Source organism: Corynebacterium sp. HMSC074C05, from assembly GCF_001838325.1.
Lineage (GTDB): Bacteria > Actinomycetota > Actinomycetes > Mycobacteriales > Mycobacteriaceae > Corynebacterium > Corynebacterium amycolatum.
The window spans coordinates 180,439-193,188 of the sequence record NZ_KV836291.1; the positions used below are offsets into that span (position 1 = coordinate 180,439).

The 12,750-nt window shown below is 59.1% G+C and carries 12 protein-coding genes; all 12 read left to right on the plus strand.

Translation table 11 applies throughout. The annotated features are described in order from the left end of the window. The first annotated feature begins 18 nt into the window (after positions 1-18). Positions 19-912: an acetylglutamate kinase gene (argB, locus tag HMPREF3042_RS06185; protein WP_070856539.1), complete on the plus strand. Its 894-nt coding sequence runs from the start codon at positions 19-21 to the stop codon at positions 910-912. Positions 913-970: 58 nt separating this feature from the next. Continuing rightward, entirely contained in the window at positions 971-2,176 is a 1,206-nt protein-coding gene (locus HMPREF3042_RS06190; RefSeq protein ID WP_070856541.1) for an acetylornithine transaminase, read from the plus strand. Between the two features lie 6 nt (positions 2,177-2,182). Then, positions 2,183-3,124, plus strand: coding sequence for an ornithine carbamoyltransferase (gene argF / locus HMPREF3042_RS06195; protein ID WP_038625624.1), 942 nt, complete (start codon positions 2,183-2,185; stop codon positions 3,122-3,124). 4 nt (positions 3,125-3,128) lie between these two features. Next, the gene (locus HMPREF3042_RS06200; protein WP_038625622.1) at positions 3,129-3,611 is read left to right on the plus strand and encodes an arginine repressor; all 483 of its coding nucleotides are present in this window, start codon (positions 3,129-3,131) and stop codon (positions 3,609-3,611) included. 49 nt (positions 3,612-3,660) lie between these two features. Beyond that, positions 3,661-4,860, plus strand: coding sequence for an argininosuccinate synthase (locus HMPREF3042_RS06205; protein ID WP_048758336.1), 1,200 nt, complete (start codon positions 3,661-3,663; stop codon positions 4,858-4,860). 45 nt (positions 4,861-4,905) lie between these two features. Beyond that, positions 4,906-6,345 (plus strand): argininosuccinate lyase, encoded by a 1,440-nt coding sequence (gene argH, locus HMPREF3042_RS06210; protein ID WP_070856543.1) that lies wholly within the window; start codon positions 4,906-4,908, stop codon positions 6,343-6,345. Between the two features lie 525 nt (positions 6,346-6,870). Then, positions 6,871-8,022, plus strand: coding sequence for a hypothetical protein (locus HMPREF3042_RS06215; protein WP_070856545.1), 1,152 nt, complete (start codon positions 6,871-6,873; stop codon positions 8,020-8,022). A 6-nt stretch (positions 8,023-8,028) separates the two neighbouring features. Then, positions 8,029-9,660, plus strand: coding sequence for a VWA domain-containing protein (locus tag HMPREF3042_RS06220; RefSeq protein ID WP_070856547.1), 1,632 nt, complete (start codon positions 8,029-8,031; stop codon positions 9,658-9,660). Next, positions 9,647-10,294: a hypothetical protein gene (locus HMPREF3042_RS06225; RefSeq protein ID WP_070856548.1), complete on the plus strand. Its 648-nt coding sequence runs from the start codon at positions 9,647-9,649 to the stop codon at positions 10,292-10,294. The genes HMPREF3042_RS06220 and HMPREF3042_RS06225 overlap by 14 nt, the downstream gene beginning before the upstream one ends. Beyond that, positions 10,284-10,457: a Trm112 family protein gene (locus HMPREF3042_RS06230; protein WP_005511714.1), complete on the plus strand. Its 174-nt coding sequence runs from the start codon at positions 10,284-10,286 to the stop codon at positions 10,455-10,457. Before HMPREF3042_RS06225 ends, HMPREF3042_RS06230 begins: the two co-directional genes overlap by 11 nt. 45 nt (positions 10,458-10,502) lie before the next feature. After that, positions 10,503-11,108, plus strand: a complete 606-nt coding sequence (locus tag HMPREF3042_RS06235) for a DNA-3-methyladenine glycosylase (RefSeq protein ID WP_070856581.1) — start codon at positions 10,503-10,505, stop codon at positions 11,106-11,108. 48 nt (positions 11,109-11,156) lie between these two features. Continuing rightward, on the plus strand, positions 11,157-12,425 hold the full coding sequence (gene tyrS, locus HMPREF3042_RS06240) for a tyrosine--tRNA ligase (RefSeq protein WP_210403438.1): 1,269 nt from the start codon (positions 11,157-11,159) through the stop codon (positions 12,423-12,425). The last annotated feature ends 325 nt before the right edge of the window (positions 12,426-12,750 follow it).

Here is a 12,750-nt window from a genome sequence, read left to right on the forward strand (position 1 = left end):
GTTTGAGGAGACTCTGCAATGGTTCACCAGTTGACCGAAGGGCTGTCCTTCGAACAGCGGGCACATGTGCTGGCGGAAGCCCTGCCGTGGCTGCAGCACCACCGTGACAAGATTGTGGTGGTCAAGTACGGCGGTAACGCGATGACCGACCTGAAACTGAAGAAGGCCTTCGCACAGGACATGGTTTTCCTGCGCACCGTGGGGGTGAAGCCGGTGGTTGTCCATGGCGGTGGCCCCCAGATTTCGGCGATGCTCAAGCGCCTGGGGCTGGAGGGAGAGTTCCGAGGCGGTTTCCGTGTCACGACTCCGGAGGTCATGGAAATTGTCCGCATGGTTCTCTTCGGGCAGGTCGGCCGCGAACTGGTGAACCTCATCAACGCCTACGGCCCATATGCAGTGGGTACCTCTGGTGAGGACGGTGGCCTGTTCACCGGTACTCGACGCACGGTAAACGTCGGTGGCAAGGAGACAGATATCGGGCTGGTTGGCAATATCACCGAGGTGCACTCGGAAACGCTATTGGACCTGATTGATGCTGGCCGTATTCCGGTGGTCTCCACGATTGCGCCGTCCGCTGACGGCAAAGAGGTCTACAACATCAACGCCGACACGGCAGCAGGTGCACTGGCATCGGCAATTAACGCGAACCGTCTGGTGATTCTGACTAATGTCGAGGGTCTCTACACGGATTGGCCGAACCGCGATTCGCTGGTGTCCAAGATTTCCACTTCGCACCTGCGAGAAATCCTTCCGACGCTGGACTCGGGCATGATTCCGAAGATGGAGTCCTGCCTGAACGCAGTGGATCAGGGAGTGCCTGCGGCCCACGTTATCGATGGCCGCCAGCCACACTCGGTGCTGCTGGAGCTGATGACTTCCGGCGGTATCGGCACAATGGTAGAGCCCGGATAAGGCAGAAAAGACGGATAAGAATTTACCTACACACACGTTAGGCAGGTCGAAAGACGACATGAGTGACTTCAAGCAGCAGTGGCAACACACGATGATGAACAATTACGGCACGCCGCGCATTGAGCTTGTGCAGGGTAAGGGCGCTATTGTCACCGATTCCGAGGGCAAGGAATACCTGGACCTGCTCGCCGGTATTGCAGTCAACGCGTTGGGTCACGCACATCCGGCCATCGTGGAAGCCGTGTCCAAGCAGATTTCCACGATGGGGCACGTGTCCAACATCTTCGCCTCTGAGCCACCACTGGCACTGGGCGAGAAGCTCATTGAGCTCACTGGCTGGGACACTGATGACACCCGGGTTATGTTCTGCAACTCCGGTACCGAGGCCAATGAGGCTGCATTCAAGCTGGCGCGTTTGACGGGGCGCAACCGTATTATCGCGACCCACCACGGGTTCCACGGCCGCACCATGGGAGCACTTGCCATGACCGGTCAGCCGGACAAACGCACCCCGTTCGAACCGATGCCGGGTGGAGTCGAGTTCGTGCCCTACGGTGACATCGACTTCCTCACCAAGACCATCGAATCCGATCCGTTGGGTGTCGCAGCGGTGATTCTGGAACCAATTCAGGGTGAGACCGGTGTGGTCGCACCGCCAGAGGGATACCTCGCCGAGGTCCGCGGACTGACCAAGCGCTTCGACGTCCTCATGATCGTCGACGAAGTGCAGACCGGCATTGGCCGTACCGGACAGTGGTTTGCCCACCAGCACGACGGCATCGTCCCGGATGTCATGACCCTGGCCAAGGGCCTCGGCGGCGGCCTGCCGCTGGGTGCTGTCATCGCCAACGGTCGCGCAGCGGAACTGTTCACTCCCGGTGCGCACGGCACCACTTTTGGTGGCAACCCGGTCTGTGCCGCTGCCGGCCTGGCCGTCATCGAGACGCTGGAAGAAGAAAAGCTGCTCGATCGAGTCACCGAGAAGGGCAAGGTTCTGGCTCGCAAGCTTGCGTCGTTAAACCATGTCGATCACGTGCGCGGTCGCGGCTTCATGCTTGGGCTGGTGCTGTGCGAGAACCTGGCGAAGGAAGCAGTTAACGCCGGTTATGAGCGCGGTGTCATTCTGAACGCGCCGCAGGCGAATGTGCTGCGAATTGTGCCGCCGCTGAACCTCAGTGATGAGGAAATCAATCGCGCCGTCGAGTTGATTGATGCCTGCCTGAACGACGCCGCCGAGGCTGTCGCCAACAATGGAAGGAATTAGGAACTGATGCTCCGTCATTTTCTCGCCGATGATGACCTGACTCCACAGGAGCAGGCTGAGGTGCTGCAGTTGGCTGCAGAGCTGAAGGCAGCGCCGTACTCCCGCCGGCCGTTTGAGGGGCCACAGTCGGTTGCGGTGCTGTTCGACAAGACGTCGACTCGTACCCGTTTCTCCTTCGACGCTGGCATTGCGGCTCTGGGCGGCAACGCGATTGTGGTTGAAACCGGAAACTCGCAGATGGGCAAGGGTGAGACCTACCAGGACACCGCTGCTGTGCTCAGCCGTTTTGTCTCGGCAATCGTCTGGCGTACCTACGCACAGTCAGGGCTGGAGGCCATGTCTGAGACCGCGACGGTGCCGATTGTCAACGCGCTTTCCGACGAGTTCCACCCGTGCCAGATTCTCGCTGACCTGCAGACCATCATCGAGCACAAATGCCCGGAAGAAGGCCAGGCGGGACTGCGTGGCAAGAAGGCTGTCTACTTTGGCGATGGTGCCAACAACATGGCCAACTCCTACCTAGTAGGCTTCGCCACCGCAGGGCTGGACGTCACCATCTGTGCACCGGAGAACTTCCAGCCGGAGCAGGTCTACGTCGACCGCGCCAAGAAGGTCGCGGAGCAGACCGGTGCGGCCGTGGCCGTAACCGCAGACGTCGATGAGGCCATTGCCGGTGCCGACGTTGTCATCACCGATACCTGGGTCAGCATGGGGCAGGAGAACGACGGCCTGGATCGTCGCACTCCGTTTCTGCCGTACCAGGTCAACGCTGAGCTGATGGCGAAGGCAAATGAGGATGCCATCTTCCTGCACTGCCTGCCGGCATACCGCGGCAACGAAGTTACTGCCGAGGTCATCGATGGCCCGCAGTCGGTAGTCTTTGACGAGGCGGAAAACCGCATGCACGCTCAGAAGGCGTTGCTGACCTGGCTGGTGGAAAGGCAGTAAGGTCATGACCGCAGCACAACCAGGTTCTCGCACAGCTCGGCAGACGCGCATCGCTGACCTGTTGGCGCAGCATCACGTGTCCAGTCAGGTTCAGCTCGTCGAGCTGCTTGCCGACGAAGGCATTGAGATTGCGCAGGCGACGTTGTCCAGAGACCTCGATGAGCTGGGCGCCCGAAAGATTCGCGACGGAGTCAACGGTTCGCGTTATTCCATCGTCGAAGATGCACTCGCTGTCTCCAGCGGGGCAGTGGCCAGGATGCGGCGCGTTTTAGACGAGCTGCTGGTCTCCATTGATCATTCGGGCACCATCGCGGTTGTGCGTACACCACCGGGAGCCGCACAGTATCTAGCCAGTGTGATTGACCGTGCGGGACTCAAAGAAATCGTTGGCACAATTGCGGGAGATGACACCGTAATGTGCCTGGCTAGAGAACCACTTTCCGGCGCTGACCTAGCCCAGCGTCTAGCCGCCGGAACGAACCAGTAAACTATTTCACGAAATGCTTTAAAGCACCGATTAAAGGAGCGCTTACCCTATGACCAACCGGGTTATTCTTGCTTACTCTGGTGGCCTCGATACCACCGTTGCTATTCCGTACCTCAAGGAAATGACGGACGGCGAGGTCGTCGCAGTTTCTATCGATGTCGGACAGGGCGGCGAGGACATGGAGTCCGTGCGTCAGCGCGCTCTGGACGCCGGCGCTGTCGAAGCTGTCGTTGTCGACGCCAAGGACGAGTTCGCCGAGGAGTACTGCCTGCCGACCATTAAGGCCAATGGTCTTTACATGAAGCAGTACCCGCTGGTTTCTGCACTGTCGCGCCCGCTGATTGTTAAGCACATGGCGAAGGCTGCAGAGGAGTTCGGTGGCACCCACGTTGCTCACGGTTGCACCGGTAAGGGCAATGACCAGGTCCGTTTCGAGGTCGGTTTCGCCAACACCGCACCGGATCTGAAGATTATCGCTCCGGCTCGTGACTTCGCGTGGACCCGCGATAAGGCCATCGCCTTCGCTGAGGAAAAGGGGCTGCCAATTGAGCAGTCCAAGTCGTCGCCGTTCTCCATTGACCAGAACCTCTTCGGTCGCGCCATTGAGACCGGCTACTTGGAGGATCTGTGGAACGCACCGACCAAGGATGTCTACGCGTACACCGAGGATCCGACCCTGAACTTCAACTCTCCGGATGAGGTCATCATCTCCTTCGAGGATGGTAAGCCGACTGCCATCGACGGCAAGAAGGTTTCCGTGCTCGAGGCCATCGAAGAGATGAACCGCCGCGCTGGTGCTCAGGGCATCGGTCGTCTGGACATGGTTGAGGACCGCCTGGTCGGCATCAAGTCCCGCGAGATCTACGAGGCACCGGGTGCTATGGCCATCATGGCTGCACACGCAGCTCTTGAGGACGTCACCGTTGAGCGTGAGCTGGCTCGTTACAAGCGTCAGGTCGAAGGCGAGTGGGCCAACCTGGTCTACGACGGCCTGTGGTTCTCGCCGCTGAAGCGCGCGCTGGATGCCTTCATCGAGGAGTCCCAGAAGGGCGTTTCCGGTGATATCCGCATGGTCATGCACGCTGGTCACTGCAACGTCAACGGTCGCCGTTCGAACACCTCGCTGTACGACTTCAACCTGGCTACCTACGACGAGGGCGACACCTTCGACCAGACCCTGGCTCGCGGCTTCGTCGAGCTGCACGGCCTGTCCTCGAAGATGGCCGCAAAGCGCGACTTCAACCTGTAAAGATTCTCCAGAGCGACTAGAGCGAAAGGCCTATTGGAAAAGACAATGGTCGAAAAGCACGGTACCAACGAAGGCTCCCTGTGGGGCGGCCGCTTTGCCGGTGGCCCGTCCGAGGCGATGGCCGCATTGAGCAAGTCCACCCATTTTGACTGGGTGCTCGCGCCTTACGACGTTCTTGCGTCCAAGGCCCACGCCCGAGTGCTGCATGCTCGCGGGCTGCTCAGCGATGCCGACTTTGACACCATGATTGCAGGCCTTGATCAGCTCGGCCGCGACGTTGCCTCCGGCGAGTTTGGTCCAGAGCCGACGGATGAGGACGTCCATGGTGCCATGGAGCGCGGTCTGATTGATCGCGTCGGCCCGGAGGTCGGTGGTCGCCTGCGCGCTGGTCGTTCCCGCAATGACCAGGTGGCAACCTTGTTCCGCATGTGGCTGCGCGATGCCGTCCGCGGTATCGCACTGGATGTCACGGACCTGGTCGGCGCCCTGGTTGCTCAGTCCAAGGCACATCCGGATGCCATCATGCCGGGCAAGACTCACTCTCAGGCGGCTCAGCCGGTGCTGCTGGCGCACCAGTTGCTGGCACATGCGCATCCGCTGCTGCGTGATCTCGACCGCATCCGCGATCTCGACCGTCGTTTGGCTGTATCCCCGTACGGCTCTGGTGCGCTGGCAGGATCCTCGCTGCACTTGGATCCGGAGGCCATCGCTGAGGAGCTCGGCTTCGACTCTGCCACGGACAACTCCATTGACGGCACCTCTTCGCGTGATTTCGCCTCTGAGGCGGCATTCGTCTTCGCCCAGATTGCCGTGGACATGTCTCGTCTGGCAGAGGAAATCATTTACTGGGCCACCCCTGAGTACGGCTACGTCACTCTGGCTGATGCCTGGTCGACTGGTTCCTCCATCATGCCGCAGAAGAAGAACCCGGACGTGGCAGAGCTGACTCGCGGTAAGACCGGTCGTCTGATTGGTAATCTCGCTGGTCTCATGGCCACGCTGAAGGCTCAGCCGCTGGCTTACAACCGTGACCTCCAGGAGGACAAGGAGCCTTTGGTGGACTCGGTCGAGCAGCTGACCCTGCTGCTGCCGGCATTGACCGGTCTGGTGGCAACGCTGACCTTCCACGAGGATCGTCTGCGCGAGCTCGCTCCGGCAGGCTACACCCTGGCCACTGACCTGGCTGAATGGCTGGTCCGCGAAGGCGTACCTTTCCGTGATGCTCACGAGGCATCCGGCCAGTGCGTCCGCATTGCAGAGTCCAAGGGCGGTATCGGTCTGGACGAGCTTTCCGACGAGGACCTCGCCGGTGTCCACCCGGCACTGACTCCGAAGGTCCGCGAAGTGCTTACTATCGACGGCGCTGTCGCTTCCCGCGACACCCGTGGTGGCACCGCGGGTGTCCGTGTTGCAGAGCAACTCGCTCGTGTCGACGAGAAGAACACTGAGCTAAAGCAGTGGGCTGAAAAGCCGGTTCGCGGCTAAAGCTGCTAGAGCTAGCAAACCTGCTAGCCCAGCTAACGCAGCTAATTAATCGGTGTGCGGTCAATCGACCGCACGCCGATTTTTTACAGCCCGGGGGGGGGAGTAGAAAAACCAGCAACCCGACAACTGATGACCCGGTAACTAGCAACCCGATAACTGGCAACCCGAAAAATTACGGGCTCCACGTGCGAATACGGGCTGCAAATGTGAAACTGTGTAAGTTTATGACACTTTCAGGCCATTTTTCGGGCCATTTTTGTCATAAACGCAGTCAGTAACTCGGATTGACCCGCCGCCGCCAGTCATAAACGCAGTCAGTAACTCGGATCGACCCGCCGCCGCCAGTAAACCCGTAATGCCACGGTACGCCCGAAGTGACGCAGATTACTGATTATTTCTATATCTGTTGCCAGGTTTGACCGGGTCTCTTACCATAATTTCATGGCGGAAAGTACGCGGTCGAGCGGTGGAAATCACAGCTCACGAGATAAAAATAAAAATCAAAGTGGTAGCAAGAAAGGGTGTATGGGCCCGGGGGCAATTCTTGCAGTCATTTTGATTGTTATCGCGGCTGTCGCGGTCTATGTCGGTCGTGGCGGTAGTATTCCAGGTTTTTCTGGTGGCAACTCCGGAGGAAGCCGTGATTTCTTCGGTGGTGAAAAGACCGTCGTCAAGGCGATTGTTGGCTCTGAGAAGAAGCCCTTCTTCGAAGACAAAGAGGTCCAAAAGGCTCTTGCCTCCCACGGCTTTGCGGTGGAAGTAAAGACGGCGGGTTCGCGTCGGATGGCCACGGATGTGAATCTGGATTCCTTCGACATGGCGTTTCCATCATCGGCCCCTGCAGCGGAGAAGATTGCTGAGAAGATGAGCGGTGCTGAGCGGTACGACGTCTTTTACACCCCGATGGCGATCGCTACTTTCGACAACATCTTGCAGGCGCTGGAACGGGAAAATGTTGCTCGCCAACAGGGCACTACGTGGCAGGTAGATATGGCCGCACTGGCCACGATGCAGCACGACAATGTCCGCTGGCGTGACTTCGCGGAGAATGACTACCCGTCGCCACGCACAGTGCAGATGTCCACGACTGACATCCGTTCGTCAAACTCGGCCGCGATGTACTTGTCGCTCATGTCTTGGATTACCAATGAAGGCCGGATTGTGTCCGACAATAGGCAGGTCAATGCGGTCTTGCCGGAGCTCACGCCGCTGTTCACTGGACAGGGGTACACGGAATCCTCGTCGGCTGCGCCATTCTCGGACTACCTCTCGCAGGGCGTCGGTTCGAAGCCAATGGTGATGGTCTACGAGTCGCAATTCCTGGGGGAGGATGGTGCCCAGAACAGCCGATTGAAGCCGGAAATGCGTCTGGCATATCCATCGCCGACGATTCTGAGCACTCACGTGGCATTGGGCTTTAACGACAACGGTGCTGCGGTCGCACGGCTTCTCGCAGAAGACCCTGAGCTTCAGAAGCTGGCGGCCAAGCACGGCTACCGATCCAGCCAGCCTGAGGCGATGGAGGAGTTCCAGACGCAATTGAAGACGGGGCAGGAGGTCTCCACCGATTTTGTGGACTCCATTGACCCACCGAGTTTCGATATCCTCGAGCAGCTCATTGAGGGTGTCTCCCGCGGATACCAGGGCCCGCCGAAGCCGGAAACGGAAGAGGGGTAAAGCAGAATGTTTATGGACAAGGCACCAACTGCCCTCCGCAAAATGCTTCTTGCTCTCGTCGGTGTGCTCGGCATCTTCACTGTCGCGGCCTGCTCCGACGGTGGCCTGAACCTGTCGCTGGGCTCCGACGATGAGAAGACGAACAAGGTCAATGTCGATTCGGACCTCAAGGGCTCGACCATGCGCATCGCCGGTGCCACGGAGCTTGCAGAGCTCCAGCGGCTGATGGAAAAGGCCTCCGACGACCTCGGTTTTACTATTAACCTCGAGCTTCTCGACGGCACTGTGAAGAACAGCCACGCACTTGTCGACGGTGACTTCGACAACCAATTTGATGCCACCTGGTTTGCTACCAACCGGTACGTTGATCTTCTCGGCGAGGCTGACAAGCTCGGTGAAGCCAAGAAAGTTGCCACCTCGCCGGTCGCATTTGGCATCCATTCGTCCAAGGCGCGGGAACTCGGTTGGGATACCAAGCAGCCGACGTGGGGTGAGATCGCGGAGGCTGCGTCGTCAGGAAAATTGACCTACGGCATGACCAACCCCACGGAATCGAACTCGGGCTTTTCCGGTGTGGTGTCGGTTGCGACCGCGTTCGCCGACACCGGATCGGCGCTGACTACGGGGGATATCAACCGCACCACGCCTGAACTGCAGAAGTTCTTCGAGGGGCAGAAGATGACTTCGGGTTCGTCGGGGTGGCTGCGCGATAAATTCCTGGGCGAGCCGGGCTCCGTCGACGCTCTCATCAACTATGAAGCTGTATTGCAGCAGATGAACAAAGAGGGCTCTGACCTGGAAGTTGTTGTGCCGAGCGACGGTGTCATCAGTGCGGACTACCCGCTGACGCCACTAGCTCAGCCTGCTAACGACCTTGCCGCGCGGCAGACGGAAGCACTCGGACAGTGGTTGGAAGCCAACTCACAGGTTCTTGCCGACCACTTCCTGCGCCCGGTCTCCGATGACGCCAACCTGCCGGAAAGCATGACCAACAACGTGATTATCGAGCTGCCTTTCCCGGGCGATCGCACAGTCACGGACCGCCTCATTGAGGCATACGACAATGACCTGCGCGTGCCCGGCGAGTCGGTCTTCGTTCTCGACACCTCCGGTTCTATGTTCGGTGAGCGTATCGCTGATCTGCAGGCGACAATGCGCGCCATCGTCGACGGCAGCGCGCGCACCGAGACGGGAAGTGTGGGGTTGCGAAACCGGGAGATCGCGACGATTCTGCCGTTCAGCACGAGCGTCGGCGAGCCCACGACCACGACAATCGACGGTCCGGAATCGCGCGCGCAGCTCACCGCCGCCGTTGATGGACTGCTTGCCGAAGGTGAAACCGCGCTTTACGACGCCCTGATCCAAGCCTTCGACCTTCTCGGTAGCTCTGATAAGAACTCCATCCCGTCCATTGTGGTTCTGACCGATGGACAGGTAACATCGGGCAAGACTTTTACTGAATTCCGCGACTTCTACCAGTCCAAGGGCGGGAATCTGCCACCGGTATTCGTCATCCGTTATGGCGAAGCGGACCCGAGAGAAATGCAGGAACTTGCGAACCTGACTGGTGGTAAGGTCTTTGAATCCCGTGAGACCGAGCTTGCTGATGTGTTCAAGGAGATTCGTGGCTACCAGTAAATCCTCCGGCACTTCCTCTGGCGGTGGCTTTCTTAACAGCCCCGCCAACATTGTCGGGCTCGTCCTTGCCATCTCAGTAGTGGTGCTGCACCTGGTTGTGGGGCTTGGTTTCCTGTGGCCGGTTGTTGCGATTGCCGCGTGGGGCGCGTCGGTTGCTTTGTTGCCGAGGCAGAGCAAGGGGGCTCAGAAGTCCGTTGGCCCGGCTCCGAAGCCAGCGCTTGCACAGCGCCGCCCGCTCAATCCAGCTGAGCTGTGTAGGAAGCTCCATCGGACATTGGGCAGGCTTTTCGATGCACAGCCTGGCGATGATCTTGGCAATGCCGCAAATGACCTGGGTGCGACGTTGGAATCTGTCTTGAGCGAGTGGAAGTACCTCAAAGATTATCCCGAGCAGAAGGTAGTCATCGGCGGCATTATCCAGGAGTACTTGCCGCAGACGGCCAACTCCTACCTCGCAGTCCCGGAGCGCCTGCGTCATAAGGCCGAGAATCCGGCTCGGGAGTCCATCGAGCTGCTGCATTCCGCGGTGCAGAAGATTCAGGATGCCATCGGCCAGGACAACCTGATTGCTTTGGAAGGTCAGCGTGACACCCTGGCAATTCAGTTCGGTAAGGTAGTGGACTATGAGCCTTGATCCGAAACTCCTTGATATCCTCGCTTGCCCGCGTGACAAGGGGCCGCTTGAATACCTCGAAGACGAGCAGGTGCTGGTCAATCCTCGCCTGAAGATTGCCTACCGCATCGACGAAGGTATTCCCGTCATGCTTTCCGACGAAGCTATCGCCTGGGACAAGTAATTGCCTTTCCCGCTTCCCGACGGCTACAGCGTCCTCGACCGCACTATGCTGTCGGGAGCTCCCATCGATGCTGCGCAGACGCTGCTCGGCTGCGTGATTGTCATCCGCGCTGAGGATGTCATCGCCACCATCACCGAGGTCGAGGCCTACGGCGGTCCAGCTGACCAGCGCTATCCCGACCCGGCCGCGCACTGCTTTATGGGGCCAACCGAACGCAATCGCGCCATGTTTGGCCCGGCGGGGCATTGGTATATCTACCGCTCCTATGGCATCCACTTTTGTGCCAACATCACCAGCGCTACGGACGGCACGGGCGGGGGAGTGCTAGTCCGTTCCGTTCGCATTGAGCAGGGGATGGATGCGGTGCGTCGTCGCCGTGGTGAAAAGCCCGCGGTTGCGGGTCTCGGACGTGGTCCGGGCAATGTTGGTCAGGCGCTTGGCCTTGACCTAAGCGACTATGGGGCAGATGCGCTGGATCCGTCGTCACGCGTGTTTGTGGCGCAGCCGGAGACCGCCGATTTAGTTAGCGACATCCACGCAGGCCCGCGCGTGGGTGTTCGCCGAGCTGCGAATAGGCCGTGGCGGCTGTGGCTTCCGGACGCTTCCGTATCGACCTATCGACGCCACAAGAAGGCGGTTGAGGAGTTCTAGGTCACCCTCGCGGTGAACGTCGGCAAGCGAAACGTTACGATAGGGGACGTGACTGAACAGAACATTATCGACGAACTACAGTGGCGTGGCCTGATTAATCAGTCCACCGATGTTGACGCGCTGCGCGAGGCGTGCGAAAACCCCATTACTCTGTATTGCGGTTTTGATCCAACGGGCGATTCGCTGCACGCGGGCCACCTGGTTCCGATGATTATGTTGCGTCGTTTCCAGCTGGCCGGGCACCACCCAATTGCGCTGGCAGGTGGTGCTACGGGCTTCATCGGCGATCCGCGTGATGTCGGTGAGCGTTCGATGCTCAGCCAGGACGCCATTGAGCATAACCTGGAGGCCATCAAGGGCCAGCTGCGTCGTTTTATTGACTTTGAGGGCGAGGCCCCGGCGACGATGGTCAATAATGCGGACTGGACTATGAACATGTCCGTCATTGACTTCCTTCGTGATGTCGGCAAGAACTTCTCCCTCAACACCATGCTCGACCGCGACACTGTGAAGCGTCGCCTCGAGTCCGACGGTATCTCCTACACCGAGTTTTCCTACATGCTGCTGCAGTCCAACGACTACGTGCAGCTGCGCCGTAACTACGATTGCGTGCTGCAGATTGGCGGCGGCGATCAGTGGGGCAACATCGTCTCTGGTGTCGACTTGAACAGGCGTATCGACGGCGCCAAGGTGCACGGTCTGACCGTGCCGCTGGTGACCGATGCGCAGGGGCAGAAGTTCGGTAAGTCCACCGGTGGTGGCAAGCTGTGGCTGGATGCTGAAAAGACTTCGCCGTACTCCTGGTACCAGTACTTCCTCAATGCCGGTGACTCGGTTGTTATCGACTACCTGCGTTGGTTCACCTTCCTGACTCAGGAGGAGATCGCGGAGTACGAGGTCGCTGTTGCGGAGCGTCCGTTCAAGCGTGAAGCGCAGCGCCGCCTTGCTCAGGAGATGACCAACCTGGTTCACGGCGAAGAGGCCACCAAGGCTGTTGAGCTGGCAGCGCAGGCACTGTTTGGTCGCGCTGAGCTGACCGAACTGGACGAGACCACTCTGGCGGGTGCGGTTTCCGAGACTGAGGTTGCGGAGATTGCCGAAGGTGAGCCGCGTACTGTTGTCGACCTTCTCGTTGCTGCTGGCCTTGCCAAGTCGAAGGGCGAAGCACGACGCACTATTAAGGAAGGTGGCGCGTACGCCAATAACCAGCGCATCGAGGACGAAGCGTGGGAGCCTGCCGCCGAGGACCTGCTGCACGGCAAGTGGATTGTGCTGCGCCGCGGTAAGAAGAACTTCGCTGGTGTGAAGTTCGTGTAGGCGCTGGTTGGTCTCCGTACAGGTGCGTTGTTGGCCTCTAGATCAATTGGTGTTTATGCAGCTTGATTCTTTTTTAGGTAGCTGGGCTAAGGCTCCGGGCAAGCTAGGAGAATGATGATTTCAGAATCATTGACTCCTGGTCAGTCCGGAGTCTTGGTTGTTTTAGGGGAGCGTAGAAACCGGAGCCAAGGTGGTAGTGATGAGCGAAAGCTACCGACCCTCGTTAAGGGGAGGGGGCTTATGGTCTTTGGGGAATCGCTCTGCTGCACAGGCAAAACGCTAGTTCGCATCTATCTACCTGGGGTTTTGTGTCTTTGGTGGGGGT